The 16,985-nt window shown below is 70.3% G+C and carries 19 protein-coding genes; 7 read left to right on the top strand and 12 right to left on the bottom strand.

What is annotated here, in order from left to right; all coding sequences use genetic code 11:
• Positions 1–121: 121 nt before the first annotated feature.
• The 3 genes from ACIBF5_RS12920 to ACIBF5_RS12910 all read right to left on the bottom strand — a co-directional run bounded on the left by ACIBF5_RS12920 (position 122) and on the right by ACIBF5_RS12910 (position 2,396).
• Complete coding sequence (locus tag ACIBF5_RS12920) at positions 122–616, bottom strand: nitroreductase/quinone reductase family protein (RefSeq protein WP_396811082.1); 495 nt, start codon at positions 614–616, stop codon at positions 122–124.
• Between the two features lie 236 nt (positions 617–852).
• On the bottom strand, positions 853–1,749 hold the full coding sequence (locus ACIBF5_RS12915; RefSeq protein WP_396811080.1) for a glycosyltransferase: 897 nt from the start codon (positions 1,747–1,749) through the stop codon (positions 853–855).
• 221 nt (positions 1,750–1,970) lie between these two features.
• Positions 1,971–2,396 carry a winged helix-turn-helix transcriptional regulator gene (locus tag ACIBF5_RS12910; RefSeq protein WP_396811078.1) on the bottom strand — a complete coding sequence of 142 codons (426 nt, stop codon included), beginning with the start codon at positions 2,394–2,396 and terminating at the stop codon, positions 1,971–1,973.
• A gap of 141 nt (positions 2,397–2,537) precedes the next feature.
• On the opposite strand from ACIBF5_RS12910, the gene ACIBF5_RS12905 reads away from it, so the two are divergent.
• The gene (locus ACIBF5_RS12905; protein ID WP_396811076.1) at positions 2,538–3,086 is read left to right on the top strand and encodes an SRPBCC domain-containing protein; all 549 of its coding nucleotides are present in this window, start codon (positions 2,538–2,540) and stop codon (positions 3,084–3,086) included.
• 183 nt (positions 3,087–3,269) lie between these two features.
• On the opposite strand, the gene ACIBF5_RS12900 is transcribed toward ACIBF5_RS12905, so the two are convergent.
• Entirely contained in the window at positions 3,270–4,022 is a 753-nt protein-coding gene (locus ACIBF5_RS12900; protein WP_396811074.1) for an alpha/beta fold hydrolase, read from the bottom strand.
• A gap of 62 nt (positions 4,023–4,084) precedes the next feature.
• On the opposite strand from ACIBF5_RS12900, the gene ACIBF5_RS12895 reads away from it, so the two are divergent.
• Positions 4,085–4,612: a PadR family transcriptional regulator gene (locus tag ACIBF5_RS12895; protein WP_396811071.1), complete on the top strand. Its 528-nt coding sequence runs from the start codon at positions 4,085–4,087 to the stop codon at positions 4,610–4,612.
• 129 nt (positions 4,613–4,741) lie between these two features.
• Here ACIBF5_RS12895 and ACIBF5_RS12890 read toward each other — a convergent pair whose 3' ends face one another.
• The 5 genes from ACIBF5_RS12890 to ACIBF5_RS12870 form a co-directional block, all read right to left on the bottom strand.
• Positions 4,742–5,350 (bottom strand): class I SAM-dependent methyltransferase, encoded by a 609-nt coding sequence (locus ACIBF5_RS12890; protein ID WP_396811069.1) that lies wholly within the window; start codon positions 5,348–5,350, stop codon positions 4,742–4,744.
• A gap of 93 nt (positions 5,351–5,443) precedes the next feature.
• Complete coding sequence (locus ACIBF5_RS12885) at positions 5,444–6,010, bottom strand: dihydrofolate reductase family protein (protein ID WP_396811068.1); 567 nt, start codon at positions 6,008–6,010, stop codon at positions 5,444–5,446.
• Between the two features lie 85 nt (positions 6,011–6,095).
• Positions 6,096–7,595, bottom strand: coding sequence for a hypothetical protein (locus tag ACIBF5_RS12880; protein ID WP_396811066.1), 1,500 nt, complete (start codon positions 7,593–7,595; stop codon positions 6,096–6,098).
• Positions 7,592–8,377: a sulfotransferase family protein gene (locus tag ACIBF5_RS12875; protein WP_396811064.1), complete on the bottom strand. Its 786-nt coding sequence runs from the start codon at positions 8,375–8,377 to the stop codon at positions 7,592–7,594. Before ACIBF5_RS12875 ends, ACIBF5_RS12880 begins: the two co-directional genes overlap by 4 nt.
• Complete coding sequence (locus ACIBF5_RS12870; protein WP_396811062.1) at positions 8,370–9,341, bottom strand: hypothetical protein; 972 nt, start codon at positions 9,339–9,341, stop codon at positions 8,370–8,372. The genes ACIBF5_RS12875 and ACIBF5_RS12870 overlap by 8 nt, the downstream gene beginning before the upstream one ends.
• A 261-nt stretch (positions 9,342–9,602) precedes the next feature.
• Between ACIBF5_RS12870 and ACIBF5_RS12865 the strand changes: the two genes are divergently transcribed.
• The 3 genes from ACIBF5_RS12865 to ACIBF5_RS12855 are packed head-to-tail and all read left to right on the top strand — an operon-like array spanning position 9,603 to position 12,841.
• Positions 9,603–10,886: a glycosyltransferase gene (locus ACIBF5_RS12865; protein ID WP_396811060.1), complete on the top strand. Its 1,284-nt coding sequence runs from the start codon at positions 9,603–9,605 to the stop codon at positions 10,884–10,886.
• Complete coding sequence (locus ACIBF5_RS12860) at positions 10,883–11,923, top strand: sulfotransferase family protein (RefSeq protein WP_396811058.1); 1,041 nt, start codon at positions 10,883–10,885, stop codon at positions 11,921–11,923. Before ACIBF5_RS12865 ends, ACIBF5_RS12860 begins: the two co-directional genes overlap by 4 nt.
• A gap of 3 nt (positions 11,924–11,926) precedes the next feature.
• Complete coding sequence (locus ACIBF5_RS12855; protein ID WP_396811057.1) at positions 11,927–12,841, top strand: sulfotransferase family protein; 915 nt, start codon at positions 11,927–11,929, stop codon at positions 12,839–12,841.
• Positions 12,842–12,864: 23 nt separating this feature from the next.
• Here ACIBF5_RS12855 and ACIBF5_RS12850 read toward each other — a convergent pair whose 3' ends face one another.
• From ACIBF5_RS12850 to ACIBF5_RS12840, 3 genes are read right to left on the bottom strand one after another with little or no spacing between them, the layout of a single operon-like run.
• Positions 12,865–13,707: an ABC transporter permease gene (locus ACIBF5_RS12850; RefSeq protein WP_396811055.1), complete on the bottom strand. Its 843-nt coding sequence runs from the start codon at positions 13,705–13,707 to the stop codon at positions 12,865–12,867.
• Entirely contained in the window at positions 13,704–14,756 is a 1,053-nt protein-coding gene (locus ACIBF5_RS12845) for an ATP-binding cassette domain-containing protein (RefSeq protein ID WP_396811053.1), read from the bottom strand. The genes ACIBF5_RS12850 and ACIBF5_RS12845 overlap by 4 nt, the downstream gene beginning before the upstream one ends.
• A 47-nt stretch (positions 14,757–14,803) precedes the next feature.
• Complete coding sequence (locus ACIBF5_RS12840; protein WP_396811051.1) at positions 14,804–14,971, bottom strand: hypothetical protein; 168 nt, start codon at positions 14,969–14,971, stop codon at positions 14,804–14,806.
• Positions 14,972–15,232: 261 nt separating this feature from the next.
• On the opposite strand from ACIBF5_RS12840, the gene ACIBF5_RS12835 reads away from it, so the two are divergent.
• Positions 15,233–16,060 (top strand): transporter substrate-binding domain-containing protein, encoded by an 828-nt coding sequence (locus ACIBF5_RS12835; RefSeq protein WP_396811049.1) that lies wholly within the window; start codon positions 15,233–15,235, stop codon positions 16,058–16,060.
• A 57-nt stretch (positions 16,061–16,117) separates the two neighbouring features.
• On the top strand, positions 16,118–16,981 hold the full coding sequence (locus ACIBF5_RS12830) for an amino acid ABC transporter permease (protein ID WP_396811047.1): 864 nt from the start codon (positions 16,118–16,120) through the stop codon (positions 16,979–16,981).
• Positions 16,982–16,985 lie beyond the last annotated feature (4 nt).

Genomic DNA, 16,985 nt, shown 5'->3' with positions numbered 1-16,985 from the left:
AGCGGCGAGCGTACCGGCCGTACGACAGCCAGGAACGCCCAGCGCAGTCGCGGCGGCTCAAGGCAAGTCCTGCCCCGATCGGCCAAGCCTCTCGGCGCCCTGACCTGCCGGAAGTAGAGCGTTAGTCGCCGAGCGAGGTGTCCGAGGTGCCGGGTCTGGGCTCGAGGACGACCACCGCAGTCTCGGACGGCCGCCGCGCCGCGTAGGCGTCCAGCTTGGTGTCGATTTCCCGCCAGCGGGCCCACAGCCGCATCCGTTCGTCGCCGGTTGCCGCGCGACCGCGGACCAACCGCTGCCCGTCGACCAGATCGACGGTGGAATCAGGGTGCGCCCGCAGGTTGAGCCACCAGGCGGGCTCACCTTCGCCCCATCCGTTCATTGCCAGCGACACCAGATTCGGGCCGTCCTCCAGGTACGCGATGATGACGCTGCGCTGCCGGCCGGTGCGACGCCCGGTGGTGGTCAGCCGTAGCGTCCCCCAGGCATCGGCGCGTGGCCGCCACAGTCCGACTCGGCCAGCAAATACTCGGTACACACCCCGGTGCACCGACCAGGCCAAGCGAATGAACCACCTCGGCGGAAGCTGCGGTGGTCTCGCCCGGCGTTCGACCGACATGGCGACCTCCTGCACGCTCAACTGGGTGCGGATATAGACAGGACGCTAGTCGCTTCCGCAGACGGCTGGTAGAGCCGAACGGACTGCTCGCCAGGCTCAAACCCGGATAGGCAGGGTGGGCGCTTGGAGGCTGGAGCGGTTGCTACCCGAGATGATCGTTGCCGTCGGCCCGGCGGTCCGCGACGACAGCGTCCTGCCTGGTGCGCCGCGTTCCTCGGCGGGGACCTGCGGATGTGTCAGCCCGGTCGGGATGACGGCTCGGCCGCCATCGGGTTCTTCCGGGGTGGGGCGGTGATGTAGGCCGGGTGGGCCCGGTGCAGGGCCCGGAACGGCGGGTAGCAGAGCATGATCAGCCGGGTGGTCAGCCAGGACCGCCAGTAGCGGGCGCTACCGGCTCGCCCCGAGTGGCTGGCGTAGCAGGCATCGGTCATCCTCAAGTACGTCCAGAAGTCGCCTGGGCGATCCCGGAAGCGGCGTGCGGAGGTACTCGCCCGGAGCCCGGCGGCGAAGACCACACGATGGCCGGCCCGGTGCAGGTGGATGCCGAGGTCGAGGTCCTCGTGGTAGCGGCGGTCGTCGCAGAGGTCGTCGCGGACCGCGTGCCAGGCCCGGGCCCGGATCGCCATGTTCGCGCCGAAGACCCAGTCGAGCCGCTGCCGGCTCGGCAGTGCCCAGGCCCGGCGCAGCGTCAGGTCCACTGTGTTGATTGCCGCAGGGAGGCGAATGTCGTAGTAGGTCACCGGTCCGGTCGCCGCCGCGACGGTGTCGTCCGCGAAGAGCCGGCGGACCTCTTCGACCCAGTACGGCGGCAGCCGGGTGTCCGCGTCGATCCGGCCGATGACGTCACCGGTGGCCGCCATCAGACCGCGGTCGCGGGCAGGCAGCACTCCCAGTCGCGGTTCGGTCAGCAGCACGATCCGATCGGCGTACGCGGTCAGCCGGGCCCGGGTCGCGTCCGTGGATGCGTTGTCCACCACGATGATCTCGTCGGCCGGTGTTGTCTGCCGGAGGACCGCATCGAGACACGGGCCGATGGACTCCTCCTCGTTGTGCACCGGCACGACGATCGAGACTCTCGGTATGCGGGCCGGACCCGCTGCGGCGCTGTCTGATGGTCGAGCCGCACCGGTCACGTTCCGCTCCCGCCCTCGGGGGTCATTGGATCGTCGCGCCGGAAGCGTGTCATACGGGACCGCGTCGATGCCATCGCCGCATCGGTCGGCGAGGCTCGGCGAGACGGTCGGCGTCCTCCCGAGAACCCCGGATGCTCGGCCGAGGCCCGAGTCGCACCTGATTGCCGAGGCAATGCTCGACGACAAGGCGCGATGCGGCGATCGCGAGCGATGTGACGCGGCTATGCGCGGGTCGGTGCGGCGGGATTCGCGGCGGCTGGCTGGTCGAACTCGTCGCGGTTGCGGAGGATGTCGCTCTGGTGGCCGCGGACCCAGTGCACGAGTCCGTCCACGGCTTCGTGCAGTGAGCGGCCGAGCGGCGTCAGGGCATATTCAACCCTCGGAGGTACCTCGGGGTACGCGGTTCTGGTGACCAACCCGTCGCGGGTGAGGGCGCGCAGAGTCTGGCTGAGCATCCGCTGGGAGATGCCGGCGACCTGTTCGTGCAGCGCGGTGAAGCGCAGCGGGCCGGACGCCAGGACCGTGATCGTCAGCAACGTCCATTTGTCACCGACCCGTGCCAGCACATCGCGGACGAGTTCGATCGTCTGGACGCAGTCCGGCGCGATCGTGTGGTGTGCGAGTTCGGTACCAAGGAAGCTTGTCATGGCCTTCGTTCCTCGCGCGTCAGTAGCTGACTTCAAAGTGCGTACGGGAGAGCCGGACTAAAACGGGTCGCCGTACGTTTCTTACTGATCGTAACTGACGTGCGGCCAGCCGCTGGGTGGCCGCGACAGCGGGAGGACGCCATGGCCCGGCACGAAACCTTCACGATCTCGCGGCACCTCGACGTACCACCGGGCGAGGTCTTCGCGGCGTTTGCCGACACCGCGACCAGGCGGCGGTGGTTCCGACTTCCCGGCAGCGGAGCCTCGTACGAGCATGACTTCCGGGTGGGCGGTGGTGAGACGGCGCGCAGCATGTTCGCCGGGCTGGACACGGCGCCCGAGCGGCTGGAGTACCGATCGCGGTACATCGACATCGTGGACACCCACCGGATCGTCTACGGCTACGAGGCCGCCGTCGACGGCGAACTGCGGTGGACCTCGCTGGTCACCGTCCGGCTCCACGCCGAGACCGACGGAACCCGCCTGGAATGGACCGAACAGGTGACATTTCTCCGGTACGAGGGCGACGGCGGTGCGGACCTGGCGCACCTGCGCGGCGCGAGCGTGCTGCGGCTGAACGGCCTCGACGCGGCTCTGCACCCCGCCACATCGGCATCAGCCACGACGGTGAAGATCCCGGTTGGTTCCGGGGAAGGACCCGCGCAGCACGACGTTTCGGACCAACGGTAACTGTCAGATCGACAGAAACGGACCACGCATGACGAACATCGGCATCGTCCTCGGCAGCACCCGCCTCAGCCGGGGAGCTCACCAGATGGTTGGGTGGGTCGCCGAGCGGGGTCCGTGGTGCCGACCTCCTGAACTGGTCGTAGGGCACGAAACCGGTAGCCGAATTGCGGATGGGTCGGTGTTCTACCCCCGCAATGCCGCGGCTGTGGCCGCGACGAAGCCATCGGGGTTGTCCAGCATGATGTTGTGGCCGGCGTCTGGCACGGCGACCACCTGCACTCCGGCGGCGGTCAGGGCGTGCGCACCGATTGGTTCGCTGCCGGACGGGTGAAGGTACGTGCGCGGCACGGGCAGTTCGAGCAGGAGCTCCCGCACGGTGGGAGTGGTGCCGCGGCCGAGGTGTGCCGCGGTGCGGTAGAGCGCCTCCGGGCCAGTGAGCCGCATCGTCGCCGCCCAGGTCGCGCCCACTTGAGTGAGCGTGTCGGAGCGGCCACCGCCGTGTACGAACTGCTCCTCGGTGTAGCGGGCAGGGATGCCGACGCCCGGAGGCTGCGGGTCGAGGGTGGCGTCGACAAGGACCAGTGCGGAAACAAGGTGCGGATGGCGGGCGGCCAGGACGATGGCGACGGCGCCACCCATGCTGTGCGCGATCACCTCTGCGGCGCCGACACCGGCTGCTGTCAATGCGGTAGCGAGAAGGTCAGCGTGCTCCTCCAGCGTGTACGAGGCGTCGGCTGGCCGGTCACTGATGCCGTGCCCGAGCAGATCCATCAGCAGGGCACGTCGTCCGGCGAGAGCGGGGTTGGTGGCCACCGCCGCGTAGTAGGCCGGCGAGGAGGCGCCGAGCCCGTGCAGGTAGACCCGGGTGGGTTCGGTGCCGGGGAACTCCACCCAGCGGATCGTCGTGCCATCTGGTCGCACCTGGGCGCCGCGCATCACGTACCTCCTGATTGGTACCTCGTGTTCGAGGTATCTCGTTGCCGAGGTAAGCTAGCACGGTGTTGGAGTTCGCGATACTGGGCTTCCTGGCCGACGCCCCGCTGCACGGGTACGAGCTGCGCAAACGCGTGGCCGCACTCACTGGACACATCCGGCCGATCGCGGACGGGACGCTGTACCCCACGATCAAACGCATGGAACGTGCAGGCTTGCTGCGTCGCGACGTGCAGGCCGGTCAGATGGCGGCACCCCGGCACGTGCTGACCCTCAGCCCGGCCGGACACGCAGAGCTGCTGCGTCAGCTCCACACACCCGAAGAGCTGTTCATCACCGATGAGAACCGCTGGTTCACGCTGCTGGCGTTCCTCCGCCACCTGGAAGACCCAGCAGACCAAGCGGCGGTGCTGCACCGCCGACTCAGTTTCCTCACTCGACCGGGGAGCTTCTTCTGGGACGGCGAGCGCCCACTACGTGCTGACGACTTCCCCGACGATCCCTTCCGCCAAGGGTTGTTCCGCATCGCCACCGCCACCAGTCGGACCGAGATCGCCTGGCTTCGGGAAATGTTGAGATCACTCACACGATGACCGAAACGGCGCCTTCAGCAGGCTGACCGTCCGTAGCCCGTGCCGAGGCGTACACCTGCCGCGACATCATGCACGCCGATCACATGATCACCGTCTCGACGGACGGGGTTCGGAGGCTCGGCGACCCGCTCACCCGTCCACTGCGATCGCCGCGATGGCGGCATGGGGTCGCTGATCGCCTTCGCGGGGCCGTCGCAGACGTTCGACCTCTGTGAATCCGGCTCGGGTGAGTCGCTTGGAGATCTCGTCCATGGGCCAGCGATAGGCGGTTATGACCTTGTGGTCGAAGGCGGCGACCTCGTCGCCGTCGAAGAGGCCCAGCACCAACGTGCCGGACGGGGCCATGGCTCGCCGGAACGTGGTGAGCACGCCGTCCAGGTTCTGCGGCGGTTGATGGATCAACGAGTACCAGGCCAGGATGCCGGCGACGGAGTGGTCGGCGACGTCGAGGTTCTCCATCGACCCGAGTTGGAACTCAACGCTCGGGTGGGCCGCCCGCGCGTGGGCGATGAACTCGGGGACCATGTCGATTCCCCGTGCGTCGGCACCCAGCGAGCGAAGGTAACCGGTGAGATGCCCAGGCCCGCACCCCAGATCGAGCACCGCGCCGGACCGGATCGCCAGGTGTCGCCCGATGAAGGCCAGGTCGTCGTCGTGCACCTGGTGGCTGGCACCGAACAACTCGATGTAGAGCCCCGCGACGGACGCATACGCGTGCCGGACCTTGTCCCTGTCCACCCCGGGACTATATGAGCTGTCGGATTCGCAGAGCAGGACCACGCTCGCGCGGCGAGTCACGCGAGGCAGCACCACCCGCCGCGCCAGCGCGGGTTAGCGCCGCGCCGGCCCGGTCACCGAATAGGTGAGGTAGGCGAAGTGGCCGACTCGTTCCAGCTCGACGAGTTGGAGCCGGTCGGAGAGGAGTCGGCGGGGCAGCAGCGGCTTTCCGGCGCCGAGGGTCACCGGCGCGACGCCCAGGATGATCTCGTCGAGCAGTCCGTGGTCGGCGAAGCTGCCGACCAGTTCGCCACCCCCGACGAGCCACACGTTCTTCCCGCCCGCAGCCTCCGTCATCGCCGCGTGCACCGGGCGTACGTCGCCGCTGACGAAGGTGATGTTCGCGCCCGGAATCGCCGGCAGGTCGCGGTGGGTGAAGACCCAGCTCGGCCGGTCGCCGTAGTAGTCGTGCCACTTCTGCGGCTGGTCGAGCAGCAGCTCGTGTTCGAGCACCCACTCGTACGTGGTGGAGCCCATGGCGAACGCGCCCACCCCGGCGAAGAAGGGTGCGAAGCGGTCCTCTCCGCGCGAGTCAGCCTGGAACAGCCAGTCGAGGGAGTTGTCGGGATCCGCGATGAACCCGTCGACGCTGGTCGCGGTGTAGTACTGCGTCTTCGGCACCCCGGCATACTGCCACGGCGCACCGACGAAATCCGGGCCGGCGACGGCAGAGCCGCAGCGCCCGAGCCGCAGCGGCGGGGTGCGGTCAGCGCAGGCTGGCGAGGATCTTGTCCACCGGCTGGTCGGCGCGGAGCAGGAGCGGAGTGTCGGTCACCGTGGTGCCGGCACCCCCGTCGGACCGCAGTGGGGCGCCCACCGCACCGCTGAGCCCGCCCGGTGCCGCCGGTACGGTCACTGGCGTCTTTGAGGCCGACCAGAGCACCAGTGTGCTCGCCCCGCCCCGGACGAACGCCACCCCGTTCAGCCGGCCGGCGACCGAGGCGGGCAACGGGGTGACGGTGGCATCCCGGGCCGCCTCGGCGAGGCTCGCCATCATCCGTCCGGCCTCGCGTTCGGTGCCGTTCGGGTCGAGCAGCCCGTACCGGACCTCGCTGCCGGCGGCGTTGTTCGGGTTGTACGCCAACGGCAGCCAACTGATCTCGCCGATCCCACCGGCGACCAGCAGGGTGACGGTCTTGACCATCTCGGCGGCCCGGCTGGCCGGGTCACCGTCGGCGTCGCGCCAGAACTGGCCGACCTCCCACGCCTGGACCGGCACCCCGGTCGGGGTCATCGTCCTGAGGTAGTCCAGCAGCGGCGCCACCCCGTCGAAGTGCTCGTAGAAGTGCAACTGCCGGACGTCGACGGTCCGGTCCGCCAACAGGGACTCGGTCGCGGCGAGGAAACGCAGGCTGCGGCTGTTGACGTCGGTGCCGAGCGCCTTGCGAAGCTGTGCCTCGGCGGTCACCGCCGGGATCTGCTGCCCCCGGGTGCCGATCCGCCGCTGGAAGTACGCCTGGTAGGCGGCGATCGCGTCCGGCACCCGGCCGGCCTGGAGCAGCCGGTCGGCCACGCCCATGCCGTACGCGACGCTGCTGATGCCGGAGTCGACCACCAGGGCCTTCGGGTCGGTCGCGCGGATCGTCTCGGCGGCGGCCTTGACCAGCCGTACGTACTCCTCGGGACTGCCGGCCCAGTAACTCGGCGCGTTGACCTCGTTCTCGATCGCGTACTCGCGCACGCCGTACGGGGCGTAGCGGCGCACCACCGAGCCGACGAACCGCTGGTACGCGGCGAGGTCGGCCGGCATCGCCGACTCGGTCTTGTTCGCCGTGCCCCGGGTGTACTCCGGGGTGCCGCCGGTCGCCCAGCACATCCCGGTACGGATCTTCAGGTGCAGCGTGATGCCGAGGTCCCGGCTGCGGGTGGCGATCTGGTCCAGCGCCGTCCAGTCCAGTTGCCCCTGCTTCGGTTCGATCTCGCACCAGGAGATCTCCTCGTACGTCGCCGAACCACCGATCTTCGCCAGGTACGGGGCGAACTGCTGGTAGCGCGACCAGTCCCAGTGCGCGCCGAACGGGTTGCCGACCCGGTCCACCGTCCCGCGCGGTCCCACGTCGCCGGCTGCCGGCGTACCGGACGGGGTGCCGGCGCTCGGCGGGGCCGGCGGCGGATCGTCGCCGTCGGCGGTGCAGCCGGCGGTGACCAGCAACGCGGCGGCGAGTACGGCCGTGGCGGCGACCCGCAGTCGCCGGCCGCCCCTCACCGGTATCCCAGGGCGCGCAGGGTCCGCCCGGAGAAGATCCAGACCAGCAGGCGGAGGAACGGGTCCAGTTCGCGCCGGTAGGTGCCGACCCGGGAGCCGTAGATCGGTTCGCTGGCCCCGCCGGCGGCCCGCCGCTTCTCCGCCTCGGTGGTGTACTTCTGGGCCACGTCGTGCTGCTTGCTGTCGTAGTCGAGGATGCCGTCCTCCCACGGCTCGCCGAGGAACTCGAACAAGCCCCGCATCGCCTTCTCCGGTTCGGTCACGGTCTGCTCGTAACGCAGCTCGTAGTAGCGGTCCGCCGGCAGGGTGGCGCCGACCGCCCGCGCGGTCCGGATGTAGCGCGGCCACTTCACCACGCACTTCACCGCCGACCAGTAGCCGAACCGCTTGCGGTGCGAGACCACCACGTCCCGCCCGTCCCGGATCAGGTGCACGATCTGGGCGTCCGGGAAGACCTCGGTGACGAAGTCGAGCGACATCGCGTACAGCGGGGTCTTGTCCGCCCAGCGGGTCTTGCCCCGGGTGGCGGCGTAGTCGGCGTGGACGCCGCCGAAGAACTCGCGGATACGACGCAGCCAGTCCTCGCGAGGAAAGCCGAACCGGGACAACCGTTCCCAGTCCCGGCCCACGATCCGTTGCAGGTCGGGCAGGAACCGGGTCTCCGGACCGCAACTGATGCTGGAGTGCGAGTCGAGCACCAGGCGCAGCATCGTGGTGCCCGAGCGCTGGCACCCGACGAGGAAGATCGGTGCGGTAGGGCGTGCGGGTTCGGGTTCAGCCACGGTCGGCCGCCTTCTGCTCGGAGGGTTCGTCCGCCGCGACGCGGGCGAGCCGGTCGGCCAGCTCGTCGCAGCGGGACCGGACCCCGGGGTCGATCGGCAACGCCGGTCGGGCCGCCCCGGCCGGCCCGGCGCCGTGCGACTCGCGTGGGGCGATGTGCGCGTGCAGCCGAGGGTGGTAGGGGAAGTCGAGGAAGTCGCAGAGTCGGCGGATCTGCGCCGCCGGTTCGGCGACCAGTGTGTCGTACCGGCAGAGCAGGACGTCGTCGCGTCGGTCCAGGCCGAGCCGGAAGAAGAGCGAGTTGCGTACGTACCAGAAGAGCGCGGCACCGCTGTGCGGATCCAACCGCTGCGGGGAGTGGGAGCGGATCAGCTCGACCGTCGCGTCGTCGAGCCGCTGCCCCTGCCACCGCCCGCCGATGCTGCCGTCGGCGATCGCGCGCAGCGCCCGCAGGTTGGCGTCGCCGAACTTGGCGACCTCCGACCGGGCCCGGTCGTCGACGTCCCGGTAGGCCCAGATCGCCCGCCCCGGAGCAAGCCCGGGCAGGGCCAGTAACTCGTCCACCCGGTGACTCTCGCAGAGCGGTTTGACCAGGACGTACGCGTGTCGACTGCGGAGCACCGTGGCGGTGAGTACATCGTCCGGCCGGAGCTGGAAGCGGTGGAACAGGGTGCGGTCGTTCTCGTTGCGTACCTCGACCTCGGGCGCCGAGTCCAGCCCCCGGACCAGCATGTTCGTGCCAGAGCGTTGCAGCCCGACCAGGTAGACCGGCATCGCCGAGCCGGGCGCTCGACCGGCCCGCCGCCGCCAGCGCCACTTCGCCAGGGCGGTGCCGATCCGGTCGACCGGATCGAGTCGGTCCTCCTCGATCAGCCGCCCGATCCCCTCGGTACGGGCCCAGCGCAGATGCCGCCTGACCCGCCGGGCGGTGTACGCGAACGCGGAGAGTTCGTCGTCGGCTGCCACGGTCCTCCTCGCTCGGGCACCAGCGCTGCCCTGCGGAAAGCGGGGCGTGGCCGGCGGCGGAGCCAGGTTATCGGGAGATCATGGCGGGTCGCCAGGCTGCGGGCCGTACGGGCACATAAAGATCATCCGTTCAGGCACATGAGGGGGGTGAACTGGACTCCCCGACCCGCCCTGCATACGGTGAGCCCTGGTCGGAGCAGGCAGGCGCCGATCTCCAACTCCGGGCCGGGTTCGCCCGATCGACGTGAGCGGGCCGATTCGATGCGCGTGCTGCATGTGAACAAGTTCCTCTACCGCCGTGGCGGTGCCGAGGGCTACCTGCTCGACCTCGCGGCACTACAGGAGGCGTCCGGCGACACGGTCGCCTCCTTCGGGATGACGCATCCGGAGAACGAGTCGCCGCTGCCGTACGCCGCCCACTTCCCGGCCGAGGTGGAGTTGGAGCCGGCGCCGAGCGGGCTGCGCCCCCGGGCGGTCGCGGCCGGTCGGATGCTCTGGTCCCCGACGAGCCGACGCGGGCTGGCCCGGGTCATCGACGACTTTCAGCCGGACGTGCTGCACCTGCACAACATCTACCACCAGCTCTCCCCGTCCGTGCTCGCGGCGGCCCGGTCGGCTGGCGTACCGTGCGTGCTCACCATGCACGACTACAAACTCGCCTGCCCGAGCTACCAGCTCCTCGACCAGGGGCGCCCGTGTCAGGCGTGCGTCACCGACGGCCCGTTGCAGGCGGCCCGGCGCCGGTGCAAGGACGGTTCGTTCTCCCGTAGCGCGCTGCTCGCGGTCGAGTCCTGGCTGCACCGGGAGTTGGGCGCGTACGACCCGGTGCAGGTCTTCGTCAGCCCGAGTGAATTTCTGGCCGACGTGATGCGTCGCGCCGGTGTCTTCCCGGATCGGGTGCGGGTGGTGAACCACTTCGTCGACCTGACCGGCGTGGCGGCCAAGGCCGAACCCGGTGGCGGGGTCGTCTTCGCCGGCCGGCTGGCCCCCGAGAAGGGCGTCGACGTGCTGGTCGAGGCGGTGGCCGCGCTGCCGGACGGGGTGCCCGTCGACATCGCCGGCGACGGCCCGGCCCGACCGGCGTTGGAGGCGCTCGCCGCGCGTCTCGTCCCCGGCCGGATCCGTTTCCACGGCCGGCTCGACAAGTCGCGGCTGCACGACCTGGTCCGGGCGGCGGCGGTGGTCGCGGTGCCGTCACGTTGGCACGAGAACCAGCCGATGGCGGTGCTGGAGGCGTTCGCCTGTGGCGTGCCGGTGGTCGCCACCGACCTGGGCGGCCTGCCCGAGCTGGTCGCTCCCGGCGTGGACGGTGAGATCGTCCCCGCCGACCAGGCCGGGCCACTGGCCGAGGCGCTGCGCACGCTCCTGGCCGACCCGGAACGGGCACACCGGATGGGGCAGGCGGGGCGGGCGAAGGTGGCTCGGGACTTCGCGCCGGAGCTGCACCTGAGCCGGATTCGCGAGCTGTACGCCGAGGCGGCGACGGCGGTGCCGAGGCGTCGGCGGGGAGCGCCCGTGACCGTCGGTGGGGGAGTGGCCCGATGAGCGCGGCCCGGGTGCTCTATCTCGCCGGCAGTGGCCGCAGCGGCAGCACCCTGGTCACCACGGTGCTGGGCCAGCTACCGGGGTTCCTCGCCGCGGGCGAGCTGCGTTACCTGTGGCGGCGCGGCATCGTGGAGAACCGTCCCTGCGGCTGCGGCGTGCCGATCGGGAACTGTCCGTTGTGGAGCAAGGTGCTGGCCGACCTGCCGGAGGCGGAACCGGCAGCGATCGCGGGTCGGCTGGCGACGCGACTGCGACTGCGCGGACTGCCCGCGCTGTTGCGCCGTCACCGCCGGGGCCGGCCGCCGGTCCCCGGTCACCCGGACGACACACACCTGGCCCGGCTCTACGCCTCGGTCGCCGAGCACGCGTTTCCCGAGCACGACCAGCCCGGTGTCATCGTCGACTCGTCCAAGCTGCCCCCGTACGGGGCACTGCTCGGCAGCCTGTCCGGCGTCGACCTGTACGTCCTGCACGTGGTCCGCGACCCGCGCGCCACCGCCTTCTCCTGGCGCCGTCGCCGGGCCCTCGACGGTGGCGCCGACGACCGGTTGATGAGCCGTCCACCGGTCTGGAAGGCCGCCCTGCTCTGGCTGGTGTGGAACACCGCGACCGTACGACTCTGGGGCACGGGGAACCGGCCCGAAGCTGGCCCGGACCGTTACCTCCGGGTGCGGTACGAGGACTTCGTCGCGGACCCCGCCACCACCACCGCCCGGATCGTCCGCTTCGTCGGTGCCACCCCGGGTGAGCTGCCCTTCCCGAGCCCAAACATGGTTCGCCTGGCGCCCACCCACTCGGTCGCCGGCAACCCGTCGCGGCACCGGACCGGTGTGGTCGACGTGGTCGCCGACACCGAATGGGTCACCGGGCTCTCCGCCCGCGGGTACGCCGTGGTGACGGCACTGACCGGGCCGGTCCTGCGCCGGTTCGGCTACCCACTGCGCCGACCGGCCACCATGGCCGCCGATAGCGTGTCGACCGGTGATCCCGGGTCGACCGTCGTCCCCTCGTCACCCGTCGCCGGGCAGGAAGGCTGAACGATGCTCTCACTGGTGGTGGGCACCGGCCGGTGCGGTTCGACCCTGGTCCAGGAACTGCTCTCCCGGCACCCGGGGGTCGGCTTCGTTTCCGGACTCGACGACAAGCTCTCCCGGCTGAACCCGAAGGGCCGGTTCAACGGCACGCTCTACCGCCGTTCGGCGCCGCGTCCGGTGGGGATGACGTCGCTGCGGCACAGCCGCCGGTTGCTGGAACGGGGTCGGCTGCGGGTGGCGCCGTCGGAGGCGTACCACCTTCTCGACCGGCAGGTGCTCGCCGGGTTCTCCCGGCCGTGCCGGGACCTGCTCGCCGAGGACCTGACCCCGTTCGTGGCCCGGCGACTGCGTGCCTTCTTCGACCAGCGGATCGCCCGGCAGGGCTGCGAGCAACTGATCCAGCATGTCACCGGGTGGCCGCGTACCGGGCTGCTGCACGCCGCGTACCCCGACCTGCGGGTGGTGAACGTGGTCCGCGACGGCCGCGCGGTGGCCAACTCCTGGCTCCAGATGGGCTGGTGGGACGGGTGGCGCGGGCCGGACAACTGGATCTACGGTCCGCTCCCGGCGGACCTGCGGGAGGAGTGGGCCGAGTCCGGTCGTTCCTTCCAGGTGCTCGCCGCGCTGGGCTGGAAGATGCTGATGGAGGCGTTCACCGAGGCCCGGCTGCGTCACCCGGGGGACCAGTGGCTCGACGTCCGGTACGAGGATCTCGTCGCGCAGCCGCGTGAGCAGGTCGCCCGGATGCTCGACTTCCTCGGCCTGGAATGGTCACCGGCCTTCGAGAAGGGCTTCGCCCGGTACGACTTCCCACCGGGGCGGGCCGCCGCGTACCGCGACGAACTCACCCCGGTCCAGCTCGGCGCGATGGAGCGGGTGTTGGAGAAGCCGCTGGCCGAGTGGGGCTACGCCATCTCGTAGGGTCCGACCCGTCGGAGTGGCGGTCAGTGCGGGCCGCTGTCGAAGCGCCGGATGGCAAGCGGCATGAAGACCACCACCAGCAGCACGGACCAGCCGATGGTCGCCGCGACCGGATGCGCGACCGGCCAGGCGGGGTCGACCGGGCTGACCGTCGCCGACTGGTTGCCGAAGAGCTGCCGGCAGGCGCCCGCGGCGGCGCTCACCGGGTTCCAGTCGGCGACCGTACGCAGCACGGTGGGCATCCCCGAGGTCGGCACGAAGACGTTCGAGATCATCGTGACCGGCATGACGAGCGGGCCGAGTTTTGCCGCCGTCTGCACGTTCCGGAAGACCGTGCCGAGGAAGATGCCGACCCAGGAGACCGCGAACTGGAGCAGCATCAGCAGCCCGAAGGCGCCCAGTGCGGGGCCGGGGCCAGTCTGCACCCGCCAGCCGACGAGCAGCCCGGCACCGGCCATGACCAGCAGGGTCACCGCGTTGACCAGCAGGTCGGCGCCGGTCTGTCCGAGCAGGATCGAGGAACGTGAGGCGGGCATGGAACGGAACCGGTCCATCACCCCCCGGTCGCTGTCACTGGCAATGGTGATCATCGCGGTGACCAGCGTGGTCACCGTCGACATCACGAACAGGCCGGGCATCAGGTACGCCCTGTAGTTGCCCCCGTCGCCGACCGGGATGGCGCTGCCGAAGACGTATCCGAAGAGCACCACGGCGGCCAGCGGAAAGACGAGCGTACCGATGATCTGGCCCGGGGCGTGCTTGAGCTGGAGCAGGTTGCGGTACCCGATGGTCAGGACGTCGCCGACCCGCCACCGCAGCCGGGCGAGGCCGTGACCGTCCGGCACACCGGTGCTGATCGTGGTCATCCGACGGTCTCCTTACGGGTGGTGGTGGCGCTCCGCCGGGTGGTCGACGCGTCGGGTTCCGCTTCGGCGGGTTCTGCCTTGGCAGGCTCGGCCTTGGCGGGTTCTGCCTTGGCGGTGAGCCGCAGGAAGACCTCGTCCAGGGTGGGGCGGCGTACGGCGACGTCCTCCGGGTCGACGCCGGCCTGGTCCAGCAGGCGCACCACCGAGGGCAGGGTCAGGGTGTCGGCACCGATCGGCACGCTCAGCAGCCGTCGGTCGGGGTCGATGTTCGGCTCGGCCCCGGCCAGTCGGGCCAGGATCGACGCGGTGGAGTCGAGTTCGGCCGGGGTACGGACGACCACGTCGATCCGGCCGCCGAGTTCGGCCTTGAGCGCGTCCGGGCTGCCCGAGGTGACCACCCGACCGTGGTCGATCACCGCGATGTGCTGCGCCAACTGGTCCGCCTCGTCCAGGTACTGGGTGGTGAGCAGGACGGTCATGCCGTCGACGACCAGTTCGCGGATGGTCCGCCAGATCTCGTTGCGGCTGCGGGGGTCGAGTCCGGTGGTGGGTTCGTCCAGGAAGAGCACGGCGGGGGAGACGATCAGGCTGGAGATCAGGTCGAGTCGTCGGCGCATGCCGCCGGAGTAGGTCCGGACCAGCCGGTCGGCGGCGTGTCCGAGGTCGAACCGGTGGAGCAGGTCGTCGGCGCGACGCTTGGCGGTGCGTCCGGTGAGGTGGAAGAGCCGGCCGAAGATCTGAAGGTTCTCCCGGCCGGTCAGTCCCTCGTCGAGAGCCGCGTACTGTCCGGCGAGGCCGATCCGGTGACGTACCTTCACCGCCTCCCGGACCACGTCGTGGCCGGCGACGAGAGCCCGGCCGGCGTCCGGCCGGGTCAACGTGGCGAAGATCCGGATCGCGGTGCTCTTGCCCGCGCCGTTCGGGCCGAGCAGTCCGTAGACGGTGCCGGCGGGGATGGCCAGGTCGAGGCCGGCGAGGGCCTGGGTGTTGCCGAATCTCTTCCGCAGTCCCTCCGCGACGACGACCGCGTCGCCGGTTGCGTGTCCCACCAGACCTCCCACTGACTACGTCGCGCGGTTAGTGTCTTGCAGGCTAGCTAAAGTGGACCGCTCAGCCCGGCAGGAGACGGACCTCGGCGCCCCGGCTGCTGCGCCTGGAGGGCCACGACACGACGTACGGCGTCCGCGACGTCCAGGGGTTCACGTCGCAGCAGCAGTTGGCGGCCGAGTGTGGCCCGGTTCAGCGCTCGCTGGGTGAGAGTCATGTCGCCCCCGTTCGTCCTGCACCGGTGCCGGATTCGGATGGCTGCCGGCTTCGCGCAGGTGTTCCCGCATCGCATCGGTGGGACTCGGTGCCGTGTCGTCCCCACCCATCGACGGCGGCCGGGCCAGCGGGCCGGAACCGGGTGTGTTACCCATAGGGGCTGGTGAACGGAGCATGACCTGCCCCCGAACACCGGCGCCGATAGATCCTGGCTTAACCTATAGGGAACATACAGATTGCTTGCCCTGGGGAGGGAACGCGGATGGCGAAGCTTCAAGGTGCACGGCGTGGTGCGGCACTGGCCATGGGCGCGATGCTGACGGTCACCGGACTGGTCGGCTGCGCGAAGGAGGACACCGGCAGCACCACCGCCGACGGTGTCAAGGTCGTCGCGTCCGGCAAGCTCACCACCTGCACCCACCTGCCGTACTCACCGTTCCAGTCGAAGGACGCCAGCGGCACCGTGGTCGGTTTCGACGTCGACATCGTCGACCTCGCCGCAAAGAAGCTCGGCCTCACCCAGACGATCGTCGACACCCCGTTCGAGGGCATCAAGTCCGGGGCCGACCTCAACGCCGGCAAGTGCGACGTCGCCGCCGCCGGCATGACCATCACCGACGAGCGCAAGAAGGTGCTCGACTTCTCCGACCCGTACTTCGACGCCACCCAGGCCCTGGCGGTGTCGGTCGGCAAGTCGTACAAGACCCTCGCCGACCTGGCCGGCAAGCGCGTCGGCGTGCAGGGTGCGACAACCGGTGAGGACTACGTCAAGCAGCAGATCCAGACGCAGGGACTCAAGGTCGAGCTGGTCTCCTACAAGGATCTCGCCGCCGCCCAGCAGGCGTTGGCCACCGGACAGATCGAGGCCGCCGTCGGCGACCTGCCGGTCTGGAACGAGTACGTCAAGGCCAACCCCGGCAAGGTCGTGGTCGCGGGCGGCTTCAACACCGGCGAGCAGTACGGCCTCGCGGTGAAGAAGGGCAACGCCAAGTTGCTGGAGACGATCAACCAGGCGCTCTCCGAGGCGCGGGCCGACGGCAGCTATGACAAGATCTACGCCCAGTGGATCGGCGCGAAGCCGGCGGTCTGACCAGGTCCGACGTGACGACATCGCCCGGGGCGCCACCCCGGGCGAACTGGGGGAGGCATGGCAGATCCGCAGATGTTGACGACCGGGGCCGAGACTCGACCGGCCCCGGTCCCGCCGACCCCTCGGCGCCGGCTCGGCCGCCGTCAGCGACAGCGACTGGGCCGGCTCGCCGGCTACCTGGTCTTCACCCTGGTAGTGCTCACCGTGGTGGCGGCGGCCGACTGGGGGCGCCTCGCCGACGCGTTCTTCCGGCTGGACGTCGCATCGAGCATGTTCCCCGAGGCGATCACGGTCGCGCTGCGCAACACCATCGTCTACACGCTGCTGGCGTTCGCCTTCGGTCTCGTAGCCGGGCTGCTGCTGGCGCTGATGCGGCTCTCGTCGGTGGGGCCGTACCGCTGGTTCGCCACCGGGTACATCGAGCTGTTCCGGGGGCTTCCCTCGCTGCTCGTGCTCTTCATGGTCGGCTACGGCGTGCCGCTCGCCTTCCCGGACCGGGAGATCCCCGGTGGCGTGTACGGCGCGGTCACCGTCGGGCTCGGGGTGACCGCCGCGGCGTACATGGCGGAGACGATCCGGGCCGGCATCCAGGCCGTACCGAAGGGGCAGCTTGAGGCGGCCCGGACCCTCGGCATGTCACACACCCGCGCCATGGTCTCGATCGTGCTGCCGCAGGCGTTCCGGATCGTCATCCCACCCCTGACCAACGAGATCATCCTGCTCACCAAGGACACCTCGCTGGCGTACGTCCTCGGTGTCACCGCGACCACCATCGAGCTGACGAAGTTCGCCGGTGACGCCCTCAACACCCGGGTCAACCCGACCCCGCTGGTGGTGGCCGGTCTGCTCTACCTGGCGATCACCCTGCCGCTGTCCCAACTGGTCCGGTGGCTGGAACGCCGGGCCGCGAAGGAAAGGTGACCGG

It is taken from the genome of Micromonospora sp. NPDC050417 (assembly GCF_044458865.1).
Lineage (GTDB): Bacteria > Actinomycetota > Actinomycetes > Mycobacteriales > Micromonosporaceae > Micromonospora_G.
Note: the sequence above shows the minus strand (reverse complement) of the source record. Positions and strands in the feature narration are given on the sequence as shown.